We start from the raw sequence: 18,445 nt of genomic DNA, 5'->3' as shown, positions 1-18,445 counted from the left end.
TTGCCAGCTACCCAGGCTCTTTGCTATGTTTAACCTCCGTTTAAGTTACCAGGAGTAAAGGGCAGTAGCCCATCGTATGGATCGTCACCGACGTCAGTTCACTTTATGGCCGTCCCGCGCCACGCATTCCCCCCTTTCAAATAGAGTCAATGTCATCACGCCTGCGCATTTTCGCGCGCCGTATACTGTTTTCCTGAACAGGAGCCTGTCATGGAATTCTTAATGGATCCGCAGATTTGGATCGGTTTGTTGACGCTGGTTGTGCTGGAAATCGTGCTGGGTATTGATAACCTGGTCTTTATTGCCATTCTTGCCGATAAACTGCCGCCGAAGCAGCGCGATAAAGCGCGTTTAATCGGTCTGTCACTGGCGCTGGTGATGCGACTTGGCCTGCTGTCGCTGATCTCATGGATGGTGACGCTCACCCAGCCGCTCTTCTCTGTGTGGAACCTTACCTTCTCCGGCCGTGATTTAATCATGCTGTTCGGCGGTATTTTCTTACTGTTTAAGGCCACTACGGAGCTTCATGAACGGCTGGAAAACCGCGATCACGATGGCGGACACGGTAAAGGCTACGCCAGTTTCTGGGTGGTGGTGACGCAGATTGTGATTCTCGATGCGGTCTTCTCCCTCGATGCGGTAATTACTGCTGTCGGTATGGTTAATCACCTGCCGGTGATGATGGCGGCGGTGGTAATCGCTATGGCGGTAATGCTGCTGGCCTCGAAGCCGCTGACCAACTTTGTGAACCAGCATCCGACGGTCGTGGTGCTCTGTCTTAGCTTCCTGCTGATGATTGGTCTGAGCCTGGTCGCAGAGGGCTTTGGCTTCCATATTCCGAAAGGCTACCTCTACGCCGCGATTGGCTTCTCAATAATCATTGAGTTCTTTAACCAGGTTGCGCGCCGTAACTTTCTGCGCAACCAGTCGCGCCTGCCGCTGCGTGCGCGCACTGCGGATGCGATTGTGCGACTGATGGGCGGTCGTCGTCAGAATACGACGCAAACCGAGACGGACAGCGATGCCTCGGTAACGGTGCCGGAAGGCGCGTTTGCGGAAGAGGAGCGCTATATGATCAACGGCGTCCTGACGCTGGCGTCCCGTTCGCTGCGCAGCATTATGACGCCGCGCGGGGATATCAGCTGGGTGGATGCCAATCTGAGCGTTGACCAGATCCGTCAACAGCTACTCTCTTCCCCGCACAGCCTCTTCCCGGTCTGCCGTGGCGAACTGGATGAAGTGATCGGTATTGTGCGCGCCAAAGAGCTGCTGGTGTCGCTGGAAGAGGGCGTCGATGTTGCCGCTATCGCAACTGAATCGCCGGCAATTGTGGTGCCGGAAACCCTCGATCCGATCAAGCTGCTGGCGGTATTACGCCGTGCGCGCGGTAGCTTCGTGATTGTCACCAATGAGTTTGGTGTGGTTCAGGGGCTGGTAACACCGCTCGACGTGCTGGAGGCGATTGCCGGTGAATTCCCCGATGCGGATGAAACACCGGAAATCATTGCCGACGGCGACGGCTGGCTGGTGAAAGGCACTACCGACCTGCATGCGCTGCAGCACACGCTGGATCTCGATAACTTCGTCAATGAAGAGGAAGATATCGCCACCGTTGCGGGCCTTGTCATTGCCGCGCGTGGGCAGATCCCGCCAGTGGGTGAAACCTTTGCCATTGCGCCGCTACATATCACCGTGATGGAAGCGAACGACTACCGGGTCGATCTGGTGCGTATTGTTAAAGAGCAACCGGCTCACGACGAAGAGGAGTGATCCTCAATCGTCATCAGCGGAGCCAGCCGATCGTCATGCGCGGCTGGCGTCGCATTCCCGGCTAACCACGCCGGGAAATCCTCAATGGGCATCGGCTGTGCAAACAGATACCCCTGTAGTGACTGCACCCCCTGCTGACGCAAATATTGCGCCTGCTGCGGGGTTTCTACCCCCTCTGCCACCAGTTCAATATCCAGCCGCTGTGCAAGCGCGATAATAATGTCGGTCACCTTGGAGTTCACCGCATCGGTGCCGATCGCCGCGGTATAGGATTTGTCGATTTTCAGAATGTCCGGTTGCAGCTTCTCCAGCCAGCTCAGGGCGCTATTGCCGGTGCCGAAATCATCAATCGCAATCTTTACACCGTTATGATGCAGCTCGCGCATCATGCGCGAATCAACATCCTGCAGCGCATCGCGCTCGGTCAATTCAATGATCAACTGCTGAACTGGATGGTGAACAAACCATAACCGGTGCAGATCTTTCAGTAACTCGCCATCGCGCAGATGGCTGGGGGCGGCATTAATGCCGATATGAAAATGGGCGTCGGCCGGAAAGAGATGGCGGTGCGCCTGCACCTCAATCAGTACATAGCGGGTCAGCGGGGCGATTAGATGCTGCGCCTCGGCGATAGGAATAAACACCTCCGGCGAAATCGCACCCTGGCGCGGATTGTGCCAGCGCAGCAGGATCTCCACGCCGACGCACTTCAGGCTCTGGGCATGCAGCACCGGCTGGCAGAAGAGGGCGAATTCGCGACCGGTTAAGCCAAGGTTAATCTCGCGGGCGAAGCTCATGCGGCTGGCGGTGGTAAACCAGGTAATCACGCTGGTTAATAGCGCAATCATCAGCGCCAGCGGTAGCTGTGAAGGCAGATGTTGCAGCGCCAGCCTTGTAGCACCCGGGCCGCTTACGCTCACCGAAAGCGGGAAGAATTGCGAGGTGCGCTGATAGCGTTTCTCATCGTCGGCCAGTGGTAGGGCCTCCAGCAGACCTTTTCCCTGCACCAGATGCCGCCCGGCAACAGAGAGCGCAACGCGGGTGATGAGCGGCGGCTGCGGCTCCAGCATTAAGCGGCTGAGCAGTTCAATATTCACCACTTCCATCACGCCACTTTGCCCGTCTGCGGCGGTGGGGAACCAGACGATCAGCACCGGGCGATCTTTCAGCAGAGATTTATCCGTTGAGAGGACCTGCAGCGTGGTTTTCGCCGGCAGGCTCGGCTGGAGCTGGTGAACAGGAACGTGACGATCGCCAAAAATGCTCGAGCAGTAAAGTATGCCATCGTGCACCAGCGTAATGGAGCGAACCGTCTGCAGGCTTGCGGCGATTTTGCGCAGTTGCAGGTGCACCCCGTCACAGGGTTTGCCGACCAGCGGCGAAACCATCTCGCGGGTCGATTCCAGCGGCAGCAGCAAGCGATCAAAGTTCACCACTGCATGATGGGTAAAAGAGGCAACGCGTTGCTGGTTGAGGTTACGCTCGGAAACAAAGCGAAAAGCGAGGGTCAATATCAGCGCGACAATGCCCGCCAGCACGCAGACCGTGGCGCGCCGCTGTCGATAGCTTTTAATGATCCGCTGAGCCGTTTGCATGCGCCGATCGCCTGTAATATCCCTGGCCTGATTGCCATGCCAGCACAGTTGAAGTGTAGCGGGAAATTGCTCAGCTTATGCACAAACGGCGGGGAATATTCTTGATCTGTGGCGTAGCGGGTAAAAAAAACGCCGTTCGGTTGAACGGCGCTGAGAGCGGTAAGTTTAGTCACACTGCACTTTGATGGCCAGACCCCCGCGCGAGGTTTCGCGGTATTTGGCATTCATATCTTTCCCGGTCTCGTACATGGTTTCGATAACCTTGTCGAGCGAGACGCGCGGTGCGCTGGTGCGGCGCATCGCCATCCGCGCGGCGTTAATCGCCTTCACCGAGGCAATGGCATTACGCTCAATGCAGGGAACCTGCACCTGGCCAGCGACCGGATCGCAGGTCAGACCGAGGTTGTGCTCCATACCAATCTCTGCGGCAACGCAAACCTGCTCCGGGCTTGCGCCCAGCAGCTCAGCAAGACCTGCCGCCGCCATAGAGCAGGCAACGCCCACTTCGCCCTGGCAGCCCACTTCCGCACCGGAAATGGAGGCGTTCATTTTATAGAGCGCACCAATCGCCCCGGCAGCGAGGAAGTAGCGAATATAGATATCCGGGCTGACGGACTCAATAAAGTGGTCGTAATAGGCCAGCACCGCCGGCACGATACCGCAGGCGCCGTTGGTCGGAGCCGTCACAACGCGACCGCCCGCCGCATTCTCTTCGTTAACCGCGAGGGCAAACATGTTGACCCAGTCCACGACGATCATCGGATCGTTGGAGAGCTTATCGCTGGAGACCAGCAGGCGGCGCAGCGCAGAGGCGCGACGCGGCACGCGCAGCGGACCCGGCAACACGCCTTCGGTGTTCATGCCGCGATCGATACAGGCGCGCATGGTCGTCCAGACGTTAGCAAAGTACTCTTCAATCTCTTTTTTCGAGTGCAGCGCCAGCTCGTTCTGCATCACCATCCCGGAGAGAGAAAGCCCGGTCTGCTTGCAGTACTCAAGCATCTGCGTCGCAGAGTTGAACGGGTAGGGCACCGCGACAGAGTCGAGCGTCTCTTTACCAAAATGCTCTTCATCAACGATAAAGCCGCCGCCGATGGAGTAGTAAGTTTTGCTGTAAATGGCGTCATCGCCGTTCAGGGCGGTAATGCGCATGCCGTTTTCGTGCAGCGACAGGTTATCGCTGTGAAAACGCATACCATCATTCTGCGGGAAGTCGACTTCATGGCGACCCTGCGCCAGCAGCAAGCGCCCACGGTTTTCCACATCGCGGATAAACCCCGGGATTGCATCAATATCGACAGTGGCCGGCTCGTTGCCCGCCAGACCCATAATAATGGCGATATCGGTATGGTGTCCTTTCCCGGTAAGGGAGAGTGAGCCGTAAACATCCACCACAACGCGGGTAGTGTTTTCCAGCAATCCTTTTTCGACCAGATCATCGACGAACTGCTTCCCGGCCTTCATCGGGCCAACAGTGTGGGAAGAGGAGGGACCAATTCCCACTTTGAACATGTCGAATAGACTAATCACATTTACACTCCTGACAGGGTTACTGGGTTTCCAGTAACGATGTAATAACTGCGCATAGTGTAAGAGGGAAGGGTGCCAGCAGGTTAACTATTCACATGAATTAAACTAATCGCTGGCCTCTATTAAACTAATAGCGAGTTCGCCGTCACAAAGTGCGCAAAACTAAGTATAGCGCTTATGGCCTCAAGCCGATTTGCAGCGCCAGCGAGCGGATGATCCCCGCCGTCATGCCCCAGACAAAATAATGCTCATACCAGGATAACCACACCCGGTGGGCATTACCGTGACGATGCACATCCAGCGGGTGATAACGCCCAAGCCGCAACGCCTCGGCAAGCGGCATTTCAAACACCGCCGCCACTTCATCTTCACTGGCACGCCAGGGGAGATCCGGCGGAATAATGCCGACCACCGGCGTAACCTGAAAGCCGGTCACGCTATCCACCGGCGGCAGGACGCCAATCACCTCAACCGATTCCGGCGGGATCGCTACCTCTTCCTGCGCTTCACGCAGCGCGGCGGCGATAAGCGAGGCGTCGGTGCTGTCGACCGCGCCGCCGGGAAAGGCGACCTGGCCGGCATGTTTACGCAGCATGGCTGAGCGCTGCGTCAGCAGCAGGCCCGGCTCTTCACGCCGCACAATCGGCACCAGCACCGCCGCCTGGCGCGCATTCAGGGTGGCGGCATTAAGCTGCGGGCGCATCAGCTGAAAGCGTGATAAAAAGTTATCCAGAGTTAACACCGGTTGCTCCACGAATTACCTCTCAAGTTGCCGCAGGATACGGTTAACTTTATCAAAGGTTTCCTGATATTCCGCATCTTCATCGCTGTCGGCGACAATCCCGCCGCCTGCCGAGCAGTAAAGCTGCCCGTCACAGGCGGTGACGGTACGGATGGTAATGCTGGTGTCCATATTGCCGCAGAGGCTGAGGTAGCCGATGCTGCCGCACCAGGCATTGCGGCGGTGTGGCTCCAGCTCATCGATAATCGCCATCGCCCGCACTTTCGGCGCACCGGTAATCGATCCGCCGGGAAACGCCGCGCGGAGCAGATCGCTTGCGTGTCGTCCGGGCGGCAGTTTCGCCGTCACGGTGCTCACCAGGTGATGCACCGCCGGGAAGGGTTCCACCACGAACAGTTCCGGCACCTGCACCGAACCCGGCACCGCCACGCGACCAATATCGTTGCGCATCAGATCGACAATCATCACATTCTCGGCGCGATCTTTCGGCGAGGCGGCAAGACGGGCGGCCTGCTCAGCATCCGCTTGTTCATCCGCAAGACGCGGCAGGGTGCCTTTAATCGGGCGGGTCTCAATCTCATCGCCGGTCAGGCGAATAAATCGCTCCGGTGACAGGCTGAGGATCGCCCCCTGCGGCAGACGCAGGAAGGCGCTGAACGGTGCGCGGTTCTCATCATTCAGACGCACAAACGCCTGCCACTCATCGCCGCTATAGCGTGCCTGAAAACGTTGCGCGAGGTTGACCTGATAGCAGTCGCCGCTGTGCAGCCACGCCTGCACCTGGCGGAACTTCTCGCCGTACTCCGCGCGGCTCATATTGGCCTGCCAGGCAGCGGTTAAGCGAAACTCAGCCTGTGGCGGTGCGCTCTGGGCCTCAAGCCAGGCCAGGCGCGCATTGATATCCCCGTGACTCAACAACGTTACGCGCTGCAATTTGTGGTCAACAATCAGCGCCCAGTCATAGAGGCCAACCGCCATATCCGCGACGGCAATATCCTGCGCGGCCAGTGAGGGCAGCTTTTCAAAACGGCGGCCTAAATCATAACCAAACAGGCCCAGCGCACCGCCCTGGAAAGGGAGGTCATTCGCGGGTTCAGCATGCAGACCGCACGCATCCAGCGCCTGCTGTAAGAGTTCAAGCGGATCGCCTTGCGACGCGCGTCCATCCTGATAAGTGAAATCGCCCTGCGTTGTCAGTGTCGTGAGTGGATCGGCGACTAAAATATCAAAACGGTTATGGGGATGATCGGCATGCCCCGAATGGAGCAGCATCGCCCACGGCTGCGCGCTGAGCGGTGCGAAATAGAATTCCGCAGCGTCGCGGCGCCACGGGAGAGTGAGTTGGGCAGGCGTTAACTGTTTCATGATTCCTGGCTCTTGAGCGTCTTCGCTGGCGTAGTGCACAGACGCGTGGAATAATTAGCGCCGATAATTTATCAGGAGTTGACCATGTTTGCAGGATTACCCGCCCTCAGTCACGAACAGCAGCAGAAAGCAGTCGAACGTATTCAGGAACTTATGGCCGGCGGCATGAGCAGCGGCGAGGCCATTACCCTGGTGGCGCAAGAGCTGCGCGCCAGCCATACCGGCGAGCGGATTGTGGCGCGCTTTGAAGATGAGGAGGACGAGGAGGAGTAATTAGACCGCCGCGATAATCTTAATCTCAACTTTATAACGCGGATTCATCAGCTTCGCCTGCACGGTGCAGCGCACCGGTGCATGGCCCGCCACGACCCACGCATCCCAGGCCTTATTCATCGCTGCAAAATCATCGCTATCGGCAAGAAAAATAGTGGCGTCGAGGATCCGTGACTTATCGCTGCCCTGTTTTTCGAGCACCGCGTCAATCTGCGCCAGCGTGTTGGCCGTCTGCTCAAAGGCGTCGGCATCGAGGTTTTCCGGCACGCCAGTGTAATAAAGCGTCTGGTTATGGATCACCACATCAGACCAGCGGGCTTCCGCGTCAATACGCACAATTGTCATCACCTTTTCCTTCCTGGTTACATAGATTCGCCGGGAAGAGTGCCACAAAAACCTGGCTGGCGTAAATCCGCTCACCCTGACATAATCACTGGCGATTTAACCAGGGGGTAGTGTGACGGACGATTTTGCAACAGACGGCCAGCTTGCCAAAGCGATACCGGGATTTAAACCGCGCGAACCGCAGCGCCAGATGGCTTACGCCGTGACCGAAGCGATTGAAAAAACGCAGCCGCTGGTGGTTGAGGCGGGAACCGGAACCGGTAAAACCTACGCCTACCTTGCGCCCGCATTGCGCGCCGGGAAGAAAGTGATCATCTCCACCGGTTCGAAAGCCCTGCAGGATCAACTCTACAGCCGCGATCTGCCCACCGTCTCAAAAGCGCTGGAGTACACCGGCCGCACGGCGTTGCTCAAAGGCCGTTCAAACTACCTCTGTATCGAGCGTCTCGAACAGCAAGCGATTGCCGGTGGCGATCTGCCGGTGCAGACGCTGAGCGATGTCATTCTGCTGCGCTCCTGGTCTAACCAGACCAAAGATGGCGATATCAGCACCTGCGTCAGCGTGGCTGAGGATTCCGCCGCCTGGCCGCTGGTCACCAGCACCAACGATAACTGTCTGGGCAGCGACTGCCCGATGTACAAAGAGTGCTTCGTGGTGAAGGCGCGTAAAAAAGCGATGGAAGCCGACGTTGTCGTCGTCAACCACCACCTTTTTCTCGCCGACATGGTGGTGAAAGAGAGCGGTTTTGGTGAGCTAATCCCGGAGGCCGAGGTGATGATCTTCGACGAAGCGCACCAGTTGCCCGATATCGCCAGCCAATATTTTGGCCAGTCGCTCTCCAGCCGCCAGCTGCTCGATCTGGCCAAAGATTTCACCATTGCCTACCGCACCGATTTACGTGATACCGCGCAGTTGCAGAAGTGCGCCGACCGGCTGGCGCAAAGCGCGCAGGATTTCCGCCTGCAGCTCGGCGAGCCGGGCTATCGCGGGAACCTGCGCGAACTGCTGGCCGATGCGCGGATACAGCGTGCGCTGCTGCTGCTCGATGACGCCCTTGAACTCTGTTACGACGTGGCGAAACTCTCCCTCGGGCGCTCAGCGGTGCTGGACGCCGCCTTTGAGCGCGCCACGGTTTACCGCGCCCGCCTCAAGCGGCTGAAGGAGTTCAACCAGCCCGGCTTCAGCTACTGGTATGAGTGCACCTCGCGCAACTTTACGCTGGCGCTGACGCCGCTGACCGTCGCCGATAAATTTCAGGAAGTGATGAAAGAGAAGAAGGGGAGCTGGATCTTTACCTCCGCGACCTTGTCGGTTAACGACGATCTGCATCACTTCACCGCGCGGTTAGGCATCGAGGAAGCCGAGTCGCTGCTGTTGCCGAGCCCCTTCGATTACCCGCGCCAGGCGCTGCTCTGCGTGCCGCGCAATCTGCCACAGGCTAATCAGCCCGGCTCTGCGCGCCAGCTGGCAGCGATGTTAAGGCCAATGATTGAGGCCAACAACGGTCGCTGCTTTATGCTCTGTACCTCGCACGCCATGATGCGCGATCTCGCAGAACAGTTCCGTGCCACACTTAGCCTGCCGGTGCTGTTGCAGGGTGAAACCAGTAAAGGGCAACTGCTGCAACAGTTTGTTGAAGCGGGTAACGCACTGCTGGTGGCGACCAGCAGCTTCTGGGAGGGCGTCGATGTGCGCGGCGATACGCTTTCGCTGGTAATCATCGATAAGCTGCCGTTTACCTCGCCGGACGATCCGCTGCTGAAAGCGCGGATGGAAGATTGCCGTCTGCGCGGTGGCGATCCCTTTGAGGAAGTGCAGCTCCCGGATGCGGTCATTACGCTCAAGCAGGGCGTCGGTCGCTTGATCCGTGATATTGACGATCGCGGCGTGCTGGTGATTTGCGATAACCGTCTGGTGATGCGGCCCTACGGCGCGGTGTTTCTCGCCAGCCTGCCGCCGGCACCGCGCACGCGCGATATCCGCCGCGCGGTGGAGTTTCTTGCCCGGCCTGCAGCGGAGTAATTTTCCGCGAAGTGTGGTAAGATGCGCGCCATTTTGTTGAATCTGGACTGCTATACCCATGCGAATTCTGGCTATTGATACCGCCACAGAAGCCTGTTCTGTCGCCCTGTGGAATGACGGTACGACCTTCGCTCACTTCGAACTTTGCCCTCGTGAACATACACAACGCATTCTGCCGCTGGTCAGAGCTGCCCTTGCCGACGCTGAGGTCAAGCTTACCGATCTTGACGCGCTGGCTTTCGGCCGCGGGCCGGGCAGCTTCACCGGCGTGCGTATCGGTATTGGTATTGCACAGGGTCTGGCGCTCGGCGCAGAGCTGCCGATGATTGGCGTTTCGACGCTGGCGACGATGGCGCAGGGAGCCTGGCGCAAAACCGGCGCAACCCGTGTGCTGGCCGCCATTGATGCCCGCATGGGCGAAGTCTACTGGGCTGAGTATCAGCGCGATGCCGATGGCATCTGGCACGGTGAAGAGACCGAAGCGGTGCTGAAGCCTGAGGCGGTAAGCGATCGTCTGCAGCAGCTTGATGGCAGCTGGGCGATGGTTGGCACCGGCTGGGGCGCATGGCCTGAATTAGCAGCGAATAGTCCTGTTACGCTGACCGACGGCGAGATGTTGCTGCCCACGGCGGAAGATATGTTGCCCATCGCCCGCCAGCTTTTTGCTGCGCAAAAATGGGTTGCCGTTGAACAGGCGGAACCGGTTTATTTGCGTAACGAAGTGGCGTGGAAGAAACTTCCTGGCCGGGAATGAATCTCAGTAGTACTAACTGAGTTAAGGGGTCGCATGATGGCGGGTCAAAAAGGGTTTATGCAGCTGTTACTGGCAGGGCTGGTAACGGTGGCGTTGAGTGGGTGCGTGACGGTGCCTGATGCGATCAAGGGCACCAGCCCGACACCGCAGCAAGATTTAGTGCGGGTGATGAATGCGCCAACGCTCTATGTCGGTCAGGAGGGGCGTTTCGGCGGGAAAGTGATCAATGTGATCAATCAGCAGGGCAAAACCCGGCTGGAGATCGCCTCTGTCCCGCTGGACGAAGGTGCGCGCCCGGTGCTGGGCGAGCCCTCTGTCGGGCGAATCTATGCCGACATCAACGGCTTTGTTGACCCGGTCGATTTCCGTAACCAGCTGGTCACCGTGGTCGGGCCGATTACCGGCACCGAAGCGGGTAAAGTTGGCAGCGCCTCCTACACCTATATGGTGATGCAGGTGAACGGCTACAAGCGCTGGCGCTTGCAGCAGCAAATCATGATGCCGCCGCAGCCGCTCGACCCCTGGTTCTCCGGCCCGGGGGCCTATCCCTGGCGCACAGGCTACGGTCCATGGGGCTGGTATCCGCCTGAACCCGCTCGTGTACAAACGGTCGTAACAGAGTAATTTCTTGTTTTGGCAGGAAAAATAAACAGCGGCCTGGCCGCTGTTTTTGTTTTCTGTATTAGATGACAAAAATAATTAGTGACGCGCTTCGCAACCTTCCGTCCGGTTAATTTTCAAACTGGTACGCTGAGTTAATATAATGTTAATTTCTTGTTTATTAACTGGGGCTGCGATGACAACAAACACTCATTTTAGAGGTGATGCATTGAAAAAGGTTTGGTTAAATCGTTATCCCGCCGATGTGCCTGCGGAGATCAACCCTGACCGTTATCAATCCCTGGTTGAATTATTTGAACACTCAGCAGCCCGTTATGCCGACCAGCCGGCGTTTATCAACATGGGCGAGGTGATGACCTTCCGTAAACTGGAGGAGCGCAGCCGGGCATTTGCCGCCTACCTTCAGGAGGGGCTTGGCCTGCAAAAGGGCGATCGCGTGGCGCTGATGATGCCGAACCTGCTGCAATACCCCGTTGCGCTGTTCGGGATTTTGCGTGCCGGGATGATTGTGGTAAACGTTAACCCGCTCTACACGCCCCGCGAGCTGGAGCATCAGCTTAACGACAGCGGCGCGGCGGCAATCGTCATTGTCTCCAACTTTGCCCACACGCTGGAGAAGATTGTCGACAAAACCCAGGTACGCCACGTCATCCTGACCCGCATGGGCGATCAGCTTTCGACGGCAAAAGGGACGGTGGTCAACTTTGTCGTTAAATATATCAAACGGCTGGTGCCGAAATATCATCTGCCGGACGCTATCTCGTTTCGCCGCGCGCTGCAAAACGGCTACCGCATGCAGTATGTCAAACCGGAACTGGTGTGCGAGGATCTGGCGTTTCTGCAATATACCGGTGGCACTACCGGCGTGGCAAAAGGGGCGATGCTGACCCACCGTAATATGCTGGCTAACCTCGAACAGGTGAACGCGACTTACGGGCCGCTGCTGCATCGGGGTAAAGAGCTGGTGGTCACCGCGCTTCCGCTCTATCACATCTTTGCCTTGACCATGAACTGCCTGCTGTTTATCGAACTGGGCGGGCAGAACCTGCTGATCACCAACCCGCGCGATATTCCAGGGCTGGTGAAAGAGCTGGGCAAGTATCCTTTCACCGCTATGACTGGCGTGAACACGCTGTTTAATGCGCTGCTCAATAATGATGAGTTCAAAAAGCTCGATTTCTCCTCACTGCACCTCTCTGCCGGCGGCGGGATGCCGGTGCAGCAGGCAGTGGCGGATCGTTGGGTCAAACTGACCGGGCAGTATCTGCTGGAAGGGTATGGCCTGACCGAATGTTCACCGCTGGTGAGCGTCAACCCGCACGATATTGACTACCACAGCGGCAGCATTGGCCTGCCGGTGCCGTCGACCGAAGCCAAGCTGGTGGATGATGACAATAATGAAGTCGCCCCGGGCGAACCGGGCGAGCTTTGCATTAAAGGGCCGCAGGTGATGCTTGGCTACTGGCAGCGCCCTGATTCAACGGATGAGATCCTGCGTGATGGCTGGCTGCACACCGGCGATATTGCGGTGATGGATGACGAGGGCTTCCTGCGTATTGTCGATCGCAAAAAAGATATGATTCTGGTCTCCGGTTTCAACGTCTATCCGAACGAGATCGAAGATGTGGTGATGCAGCACCCCGGAGTGCTTGAAGTGGCTGCCGTTGGCGTGCCTTCGGCGAACAGCGGCGAAGCGGTGAAGCTATTTGTAGTGAAAAAAGAGGCTTCCGTGACGGAAGAGGCGCTGATCGCTTTCTGCCGCCGACAGCTTACCGGCTACAAGGTGCCGAAGCAGGTTGAGTTCCGCACGGAGCTGCCGAAATCGAACGTCGGAAAGATTTTGCGACGAGAATTACGTGACGAAGCGCGTGCCAAAGTGGACAATAACGCCTGAGCTATCCGTTAGCCTCCCGAACGCCGGTTAAAGCCGGCGTTTTTTATGGGCGCAAACTGAAGAGAAAATGATTTGAATTACCAGATGATAACGACGAACGATGCGCTGGCAGCCATATGTGAAGCTGCCAGTGCGTTTCCAGCCATTGCCCTCGATACGGAATTTGTCCGCACCCGCACTTACTACCCGCAACTGGGTCTGCTGCAGATGTATGACGGCGAGCGTGTCACGCTTATCGATCCGCTGACCATTACCGACTGGACGCCGTTTCGCGACCTGCTCACCAATACGGCAATCACCAAGTATCTGCACGCGGGAAGCGAAGATCTGGAAGTGTTCCTCAATACGTTTGGTGTACAGCCACAGCCGATGATTGATACGCAGATCCTCGCGGCATTCTGCGGCCGTCCGATGTCATGGGGCTTTGCCTCGATGGTGGAGGAGTTTACCGGGACGGTGATTGATAAAAGCGAATCCCGCACCGACTGGCTGGCGCGTCCGCTGACCGAACGTCAGTGTGACTATGCAGCGGCAGATGTCTGGTATCTGCTGCCTATCGCCGGGAAACTGCTGGCAGAAACCGAGCAGGCGGGCAGGCTGGCTGCCGCGCTTGATGAGTGTCGCTTAATGATGCAGCGCCGCCAGGAAGTGCTGGCACCGGACGAGGCATGGCGTGAAATCACTAACGCCTGGCAGCTGCGCCCGCGCCAGCTGGCCTGTTTACAGTTGCTGGCATCCTGGCGTCTGCGCAAGGCGCGCGAGCGCGACATGGCGGTGAACTTTGTGGTGCGCGAAGAGCATCTCTGGGCAGTGGCGCGCTATATGCCGGGCAGCCTCGGCGAGCTGGATAGTCTTGGTCTCTCGGGCAGCGAAATCCGTTTTCACGGTAAAACCCTTGTGGCACTGGTCGCGCAGGCGCAGGAGTTGCCGGAAGAGGCACTCCCTGAACCGCTGCGTAATCTGATGGATATGCCCGGCTATCGCAAAGCGTTTAAAGCGATTAAAGCGCAGGTGCAGACGATCAGTGAAAGCGAAAATATTAGCGTTGAGCTCCTGGCTTCGCGTCGGCAGATTAATCAGTTATTAAACTGGCACTGGAAATTAAAGACGCAAAATAGCCTGCCGGAATTAATCAGCGGCTGGCGCGGTGAATTGATGGCCGATCGTCTGAACGCGTTATTAGCAGAGTATCCGCAATAAGACTGTAAATAATTACAGTATATTTGAGCGAATAAATAAAAAGGCAGAATCTCTTCTGCCTTTTTTTATTGCCCTTATTGCGAAGACTATTTCGTCTCTTCCGCTTCTGGCAACGTGACGTTCAACTCCAGAATAGAAATATCGTCCCCTTTCTGCTCCAGCTGTACGGTGACCATCTCCGGATCGATCTGCACATATTTGCAGATGACTTCCAGAATATCGCGCTTCAGCTGCGGCAAATAGTGGGGTTCAGCGTCGCTGCGGCGGCGCTCTGCAACAATAATCTGCAGGCGTTCTTTAGCGATGCTGGCGGTATTCTTTTTTCTGGAGAGAAAAAAGTCGAGTAATGCCATAACTTATCCTCCGAACAGGCGTTTGAGGAAACCTTTCTTCTCTTCTTCAATGAAGCGGAAAGGACGTTCTTCTCCCAGCAGACGTTCCACGGCATCGGCATACGCTTTACCGGCGTCAGCATTGGCATCCAGAATAACTGGCTCGCCCTGGTTGGAGGCCCGCAGTACAGACTGATCTTCCGGGATCACGCCAATCAGTTTGATGCGCAGAATTTCCAGCACATCTTCCATGCTCAACATGTCGCCACGGTTAACGCGGCCTGGGTTGTAGCGGGTGAGCAGCAGATGCTCTTTAATTGGCTCTTCACCTCTCTCCGCACGACGTGATTTGGAAGCCAGAATCCCCAGAATACGGTCAGAGTCACGCACGGACGATACTTCGGGGTTGGTGGTGATAATGGCTTCATCGGCGAAGTAGAGCGCCATCAGCGCGCCGGTTTCGATGCCAGCCGGTGAGTCGCAGACGATAAAGTCGAAGTCCATTTTTTTCAGATCTTCTAATACTTTATCAACGCCTTCATAGGTGAGGGCGTCTTTATCGCGCGTCTGCGATGCCGGGAGAATATAAAGATTTTCAGTGCGCTTATCTTTAATCAACGCCTGGTTCAGCGTTGCGTCGCCCTGGATAACGTTAACGAAATCGTACACAACGCGGCGCTCGCAGCCCATGATCAGGTCAAGGTTACGAAGGCCAATATCGAAGTCGATAACGACCGTTTTCTTGCCCTTCTGGGCTAAACCAGTAGCGATGGCCGCGCTGGAGGTGGTCTTGCCAACGCCCCCTTTACCCGAAGTAACAACAATAATGCGTGCCATAGGAGTTCCTTGTTAAAAGGGCTTAATCTAAGGGTTGAATTGTCAAAGCGTTACCTGCCAGTTGCAGACGCGCCGCTTTGCCATAAAATTCGGCCGGGATTTGGTCACTCAGCCAGTACTCACCCGCAATGGAGACCAGTTCCGGGGTCAGGTGGGTACAAAATATTTGTGCTTCATCATCACCGCTTGCACCCGCCAGCGCGCGGCCGCGCATCATGCCGTAGACGTGAATATTGCCATCGGCAATCAACTCCGCGCCTGCGCTCACGTGGCTGGTGACAATCAGGTCGCAGTTCTGCGCATAGATGCGCTGTCCAGAGCGCACCGGGGTATCAATCAGCCGTGTTTTAATAGCCGGCGTGGCGACGGATACCGGTTCAGCTACGGGCTCCGGGCGCGGTTGCGCTTTCTCTTTGCCTTCCGACAGGATAGGAAAGCCAGCACGTTCTATTTCCGCTTTCAGTGCAGCGTCTTTGCAACCGCTAATACCCACAACATGCAGGCCAGTGGCAGCAATACTTTTCTGCAGTTGCGGCCAGTCAATCGGACCTACCAGTGCTGAGACATTCACCACCACGGGAGCATGCTGCAAAAATGCAGGAGCCTGAGCGATTTTGTCTTCTAACGCCTGACGAATAACTTCGGGTTTTGCATCATGCAAATGAACCACGGATAAGGTAAAACTACTGCCTTTAAGCTCGATGGGCGTGTTTGACATCCTGACCTTACTCATTTTGCTCTAAACACCCGAAATCGGGGTGATATTCTGAATACTACCGGGCATGTTATAGTCCCTGTTATATTCAGGCAAGTAACCACCTCCTAATTCCGAGTAAAAGTATGTTTTGTGTGATCTATCGAAGTGCCAGACGTGAACAGACCTATCTGTATGTTGAGAAAAGAGACGATTTTTCTCGTGTGCCAGAAACATTAATGCAAAGTTTCGGCCAACCGCAGTTAGCGATGATTTTACCCCTCGACGGCAGTAAAAAATTAGCCGGCGCGGATCTGGAAAAAGTAAAAACCGCGCTCGGCGAGCAGGGGTATTATTTACAGCTTCCCCCGCCGCCGGAAAATTTACTTAAAGCCCACCTTGCGGCGAATAGTAAGCAATAACCCTCTCTAAAGGCGGCGGATTATTCCGCCGTCTTTTTTTTACGCATTCACTCCCTCTTATTTTGCGATTTGACAAACCGCCGGGCGGCGCGGATAGTCATTTTTCGCTCATGTTCAACGTGTTACCGGAGAGGCAAAACATGTATCAACATCATAACTGGCAGGGTGCTCTGCTGGATTACCCGGTGAGTAAAGTGGTGTGTGTCGGCAGTAACTATGCGAAGCATATAAAGGAGATGGGCAGCGCGACGCCGGAAGAGCCGGTGCTGTTTATTAAACCTGAATCCGCATTGTGCGACCTTCGCCAGCCGCTGGTGCTGCCGACTGAGCTTGGCTCGGTGCATCATGAAATTGAACTGGCGGTGCTAATTGGTGCAACGCTGCGCCATGCCACCGAAGATCATGTTCAACAAGCGATAGCGGGCTACGGCGTGGCGCTGGATCTGACCGCGCGCGACCTGCAAAGCAAACTGAAGAAAGCAGGGCAGCCGTGGGAAAAGGCGAAAGGGTTTGATAATGCCTGCCCCATCTCGGGTTTTATCCCCGCCGCTCAGTTTGAGGGCGATCCGCAGAACAGCGCGCTGGAGCTGAAAATTAACGGCGAGATTCGCCAGCAGGGCAGCACTTCCGACATGATTCATAAAATCGTGCCGCTGATTGCCTATATGAGTAAATTCTTCACCCTGAAAGCGGGGGACGTGATCCTTACCGGTACACCGGAAGGCGTCGGGCCGCTCAGCAGCGGTGATGAACTCGAGCTGCGCCTCAACGAACACACTCTCTCGACCCGCGTGCTTTAATGCTTTTGCCGCTCATTCGGGCGGCAAAACTTGCATCCCTCTGCCAGAGTGGTTATAAGGTGCACCCTGGTTACCAACGGCGGATTTTATCATGAGCGACACTCCTTTCTGGCAAAGCAAAACTCTCGACCAAATGACGGACGCAGAGTGGGAATCGCTCTGTGACGGCTGCGGGCAGTGCTGCCTGCACAAACTGATGGATGAAGACACTGACGAGATCTACTTCACCAACGTCGCCTGCCGCCAGTTAAATATCAAAACCTGCCAGTGCCGTAACTACGAGCGCCGTTTCGAATATGAACCGGACTGCATCAAGCTGACCCGTGAGAATCTGCCGACCTTCGAATGGTTGCCGCCAAGCTGTGCGTACCGCTTGCTGGCTGAGGGGAAAAATTTGCCGGTCTGGCACCCGCTGCGTACCGGGTCAAAAGCAGCGATGCACGCTGAGCGGATATCCGTTCGTCACATTGCAGTGAAAGAGTCCGAAGTGCGCGACTGGCAAGAACACATCCTGAATAAACCGGATTGGGCTGATTAAGGCTCTGCTTCTCATCGCTGCTTTCATCAATAAAAAAAACGCTCCCGAAGGAGCGTTTTTTTTAACGGCCAAACAGATCGCGTTTTTTCGGTTTAAAGAACTGCGCAATCAGCACCAGCAGCGCCACCACCAGATAGGCGACAAAAATGCCTAATAGCCACTGCGGCATATCCATCTTCAGGAACTCCCACTGACGCTGCGCACAGTCGCCGGAGGCAACAAACACCTGCGGCAGCCATTTATCCAGCGGCAGCCAGCTCGGGAAGCGTGCGGCAAAATCGCAGGTCATAAAAGGGGAGGGGTGAAGCTGGATCTGCGTGTGTTCCCACGCCAGCTGGATACCGCGAATGGCGCTGTAGATCCAGATGGCAAGAGCAGCAAAGCGAAGAGGGGTTTTTGGCGCAATGGCACCGACAATACCGGCACCCATCACGCCAAAGAGGGCGCAGCGCTCGTAAATGCATAACACGCACGGTTTGAGCAACATGACATGCTGGAACCACAGCGCCGTCATCTCAAGCGCAAAGGCGGTTAACGCCATCAGCAGCCAGGCGCCGCGCCCGTGTGAGCACTTATTTAAATATCGCAACATAATCATTTCCCTGGAGATGCGTAGAGACCGCAGTGTAAACGAAATCAATCTCAAGGCCACTAGCGGGGGCAAAATAATGCGTAATGGAATGTTTAGTCAGCAAAAAGTGAAACATCGC

Annotated in this window: 19 protein-coding genes; 10 read left to right on the top strand and 9 right to left on the bottom strand. The window is 56.3% G+C overall.

Going from position 1 to position 18,445, the window contains the following annotated elements:
- The first annotated feature begins 210 nt into the window (after positions 1–210).
- Positions 211–1,770, top strand: a complete 1,560-nt coding sequence (gene yoaE / locus SOM48_RS01555) for a CNNM family cation transport protein YoaE (protein WP_320511286.1) — start codon at positions 211–213, stop codon at positions 1,768–1,770.
- Here yoaE and SOM48_RS01550 read toward each other — a convergent pair.
- From SOM48_RS01550 to pabB, 4 genes are all read right to left on the bottom strand, one after another.
- Positions 1,752–3,365, bottom strand: a complete 1,614-nt coding sequence (locus SOM48_RS01550) for an EAL domain-containing protein (RefSeq protein WP_128482752.1) — start codon at positions 3,363–3,365, stop codon at positions 1,752–1,754. The genes yoaE and SOM48_RS01550 overlap by 19 nt on opposite strands.
- 165 nt (positions 3,366–3,530) lie before the next feature.
- Entirely contained in the window at positions 3,531–4,895 is a 1,365-nt protein-coding gene (gene sdaA / locus SOM48_RS01545) for an L-serine ammonia-lyase (RefSeq protein ID WP_312200490.1), read from the bottom strand.
- 175 nt (positions 4,896–5,070) lie between these two features.
- Positions 5,071–5,649, bottom strand: coding sequence for a CoA pyrophosphatase (locus tag SOM48_RS01540; RefSeq protein ID WP_139566853.1), 579 nt, complete (start codon positions 5,647–5,649; stop codon positions 5,071–5,073).
- A 3-nt stretch (positions 5,650–5,652) separates the two neighbouring features.
- Positions 5,653–7,002 (bottom strand): aminodeoxychorismate synthase component 1, encoded by a 1,350-nt coding sequence (pabB, locus tag SOM48_RS01535; RefSeq protein ID WP_320511285.1) that lies wholly within the window; start codon positions 7,000–7,002, stop codon positions 5,653–5,655.
- Between the two features lie 84 nt (positions 7,003–7,086).
- Between pabB and SOM48_RS01530 the strand changes: the two genes are divergently transcribed.
- A complete protein-coding gene (locus tag SOM48_RS01530) occupies positions 7,087–7,275 on the top strand; it encodes a YoaH family protein (RefSeq protein WP_023480153.1) in 189 nt (62 codons plus the stop codon).
- Here the strand turns inward: SOM48_RS01530 and SOM48_RS01525 are convergent, their stop codons facing one another.
- Positions 7,276–7,620: a RidA family protein gene (locus SOM48_RS01525; protein ID WP_023480033.1), complete on the bottom strand. Its 345-nt coding sequence runs from the start codon at positions 7,618–7,620 to the stop codon at positions 7,276–7,278.
- Between the two features lie 112 nt (positions 7,621–7,732).
- Here SOM48_RS01525 and SOM48_RS01520 point away from each other — a divergent pair, with 112 nt between their 5' ends.
- The 5 genes from SOM48_RS01520 to rnd all read left to right on the top strand — a co-directional run bounded on the left by SOM48_RS01520 (position 7,733) and on the right by rnd (position 14,112).
- On the top strand, positions 7,733–9,643 hold the full coding sequence (locus SOM48_RS01520) for a DNA repair helicase YoaA (RefSeq protein ID WP_320511284.1): 1,911 nt from the start codon (positions 7,733–7,735) through the stop codon (positions 9,641–9,643).
- 58 nt (positions 9,644–9,701) lie between these two features.
- Positions 9,702–10,397, top strand: coding sequence for a tRNA (adenosine(37)-N6)-threonylcarbamoyltransferase complex dimerization subunit type 1 TsaB (tsaB, locus tag SOM48_RS01515; protein ID WP_139566851.1), 696 nt, complete (start codon positions 9,702–9,704; stop codon positions 10,395–10,397).
- Positions 10,398–10,433: 36 nt separating this feature from the next.
- Positions 10,434–11,021: a Slp family lipoprotein gene (locus SOM48_RS01510; RefSeq protein WP_023480101.1), complete on the top strand. Its 588-nt coding sequence runs from the start codon at positions 10,434–10,436 to the stop codon at positions 11,019–11,021.
- A 205-nt stretch (positions 11,022–11,226) separates the two neighbouring features.
- The gene (fadD, locus tag SOM48_RS01505; RefSeq protein WP_320511283.1) at positions 11,227–12,912 is read left to right on the top strand and encodes a long-chain-fatty-acid--CoA ligase FadD; all 1,686 of its coding nucleotides are present in this window, start codon (positions 11,227–11,229) and stop codon (positions 12,910–12,912) included.
- A 72-nt stretch (positions 12,913–12,984) separates the two neighbouring features.
- The gene (gene rnd, locus SOM48_RS01500; RefSeq protein WP_094192962.1) at positions 12,985–14,112 is read left to right on the top strand and encodes a ribonuclease D; all 1,128 of its coding nucleotides are present in this window, start codon (positions 12,985–12,987) and stop codon (positions 14,110–14,112) included.
- Positions 14,113–14,198: 86 nt separating this feature from the next.
- On the opposite strand, the gene minE is transcribed toward rnd, so the two are convergent.
- The 3 genes from minE to minC are packed head-to-tail and all read right to left on the bottom strand — an operon-like array spanning position 14,199 to position 15,999.
- Complete coding sequence (minE, locus tag SOM48_RS01495; RefSeq protein WP_004384978.1) at positions 14,199–14,465, bottom strand: cell division topological specificity factor MinE; 267 nt, start codon at positions 14,463–14,465, stop codon at positions 14,199–14,201.
- A gap of 3 nt (positions 14,466–14,468) precedes the next feature.
- Positions 14,469–15,281 carry a septum site-determining protein MinD gene (gene minD, locus SOM48_RS01490; protein WP_042712035.1) on the bottom strand — a complete coding sequence of 271 codons (813 nt, stop codon included), beginning with the start codon at positions 15,279–15,281 and terminating at the stop codon, positions 14,469–14,471.
- A gap of 22 nt (positions 15,282–15,303) precedes the next feature.
- Entirely contained in the window at positions 15,304–15,999 is a 696-nt protein-coding gene (gene minC / locus SOM48_RS01485; RefSeq protein ID WP_054803648.1) for a septum site-determining protein MinC, read from the bottom strand.
- Between the two features lie 122 nt (positions 16,000–16,121).
- Between minC and SOM48_RS01480 the strand changes: the two genes are divergently transcribed.
- The 3 genes from SOM48_RS01480 to SOM48_RS01470 all read left to right on the top strand — a co-directional run bounded on the left by SOM48_RS01480 (position 16,122) and on the right by SOM48_RS01470 (position 17,735).
- Positions 16,122–16,397 (top strand): YcgL domain-containing protein, encoded by a 276-nt coding sequence (locus tag SOM48_RS01480; RefSeq protein WP_313276403.1) that lies wholly within the window; start codon positions 16,122–16,124, stop codon positions 16,395–16,397.
- 140 nt (positions 16,398–16,537) lie between these two features.
- On the top strand, positions 16,538–17,197 hold the full coding sequence (locus tag SOM48_RS01475; RefSeq protein WP_128482758.1) for a fumarylacetoacetate hydrolase family protein: 660 nt from the start codon (positions 16,538–16,540) through the stop codon (positions 17,195–17,197).
- Positions 17,198–17,288: 91 nt separating this feature from the next.
- Complete coding sequence (locus SOM48_RS01470) at positions 17,289–17,735, top strand: YcgN family cysteine cluster protein (protein ID WP_054803650.1); 447 nt, start codon at positions 17,289–17,291, stop codon at positions 17,733–17,735.
- 61 nt (positions 17,736–17,796) lie between these two features.
- Here SOM48_RS01470 and dsbB read toward each other — a convergent pair whose 3' ends face one another.
- Entirely contained in the window at positions 17,797–18,327 is a 531-nt protein-coding gene (gene dsbB, locus SOM48_RS01465; RefSeq protein ID WP_094419656.1) for a disulfide bond formation protein DsbB, read from the bottom strand.
- Positions 18,328–18,445: the final 118 nt, after the last annotated feature.

Source organism: Kosakonia sp. CFBP8986 (assembly GCF_034044935.1).
Lineage (GTDB): Bacteria > Pseudomonadota > Gammaproteobacteria > Enterobacterales > Enterobacteriaceae > Kosakonia > Kosakonia cowanii.
The sequence above is the reverse complement of the archived record's forward strand: the minus strand, read 5'-3'. Positions and strand labels throughout refer to the sequence as shown.